This is a genomic window from Pseudarthrobacter sp. CC12 (assembly GCF_039907755.1).
GTDB lineage: Bacteria > Actinomycetota > Actinomycetes > Actinomycetales > Micrococcaceae > Arthrobacter > Arthrobacter niigatensis.
This window is the reverse complement of record NZ_JARDJH010000085.1, coordinates 1-1,233: the sequence shown is the minus strand read 5'-3', so window position 1 is coordinate 1,233 and position 1,233 is coordinate 1. Positions and strand designations below refer to the sequence as shown.

The following is a 1,233-nucleotide window of genomic DNA, read 5'->3' as shown; positions in this document are numbered from 1 at the left end:
CGTGGCTGCAGGAGAAGATACCTCCCATATCCTCAGCGGGTTGACTAACCAGCTGCCTGATCGTGATCCGGAAGAGACTGCCGAGTGGGTTGAGTCCCTGGACGCGTTGATCAGGGAACAGGGTACCGAGCGTGCCCAATACATCATGCGGAGCCTGCTGCAGCGCGCGGGCGCGCAGAGCGTGGGGGTGCCGATGGTGACCACCACCGATTACGTGAACACCATCCCGGTGGACCAGGAAGCGGCGTTCCCGGGCAACGAGGAGTTCGAGCGCCGCTACCGGGCGTACATGCGGTGGAACGCCGCGGTCATGGTGCACCGGGCGCAGCGGCCCGATATCGGGGTCGGCGGGCACATCTCCACCTACGCCGGGGCCGCGACCCTGTACGAGGTCGGGTTCAACCACTTCTTCCGCGGCAAGGACCACCCCGGCGGCGGGGACCAGGTCTTCTTCCAGGGCCACGCTTCCCCCGGCATGTACGCCCGGGCGTTCATGGAAGGCCGCCTCTCCGAGGAGGACCTGGACGGGTTCCGGCAGGAAAAGTCCCGCGAGGGCCACGCCCTCTCCTCCTACCCGCACCCGCGCCTGATGCCGCACTTCTGGGAATTCCCCACCGTGTCCATGGGCATCGGGCCGATGAACGCGATCTACCAGGCACAGAACAACCGCTACCTGCACAACCGGGGCCTGAAGGACACCTCGGACCAGCAGGTCTGGGCGTTCCTGGGCGACGGTGAAATGGACGAGCCCGAGTCCCGCGGCCTGCTCCAGCTCGCAGCGAACGAGAACCTGGACAACCTGAACTTCGTGATCAACTGCAACCTCCAGCGCCTCGACGGCCCGGTCCGCGGCAACGGCAAGATCATGCAGGAACTCGAAGCGTTCTTCCGCGGCGCGGGCTGGAACGTGATCAAGGTCGTCTGGGGCCGGGAATGGGACGACCTGCTCACCCGCGACACCGACGGCTCGCTCGTGAAGATCATGAACGAAACCGTCGACGGGGACTACCAGACCTACAAGGCCGAGTCCGGCGGGTTCGTCCGCGAACACTTCTTCGGCAAGACCCCGCAGACCAAGGACCTCGTCGCGGACCTCACCGACGACCAGATCTGGAACCTCAAACGCGGCGGCCACGACTACCGCAAGGTCTACGCCGCCTACAAAGCCGCCACCGAATTCAAGGGCAAACCCACCGTCATCCTCGCCCACACCGTCAAGGGCTACGGCCTCGG

The 1,233-nt window shown here is 65.5% G+C and carries 1 pseudogene; it reads left to right on the top strand.

From position 1 onward, the window contains the following. Position 1: 1 nt before the first annotated feature. Positions 2–1,233, top strand: a pseudogene (locus PV772_RS22935) (pyruvate dehydrogenase (acetyl-transferring), homodimeric type); the annotation flags it as partial.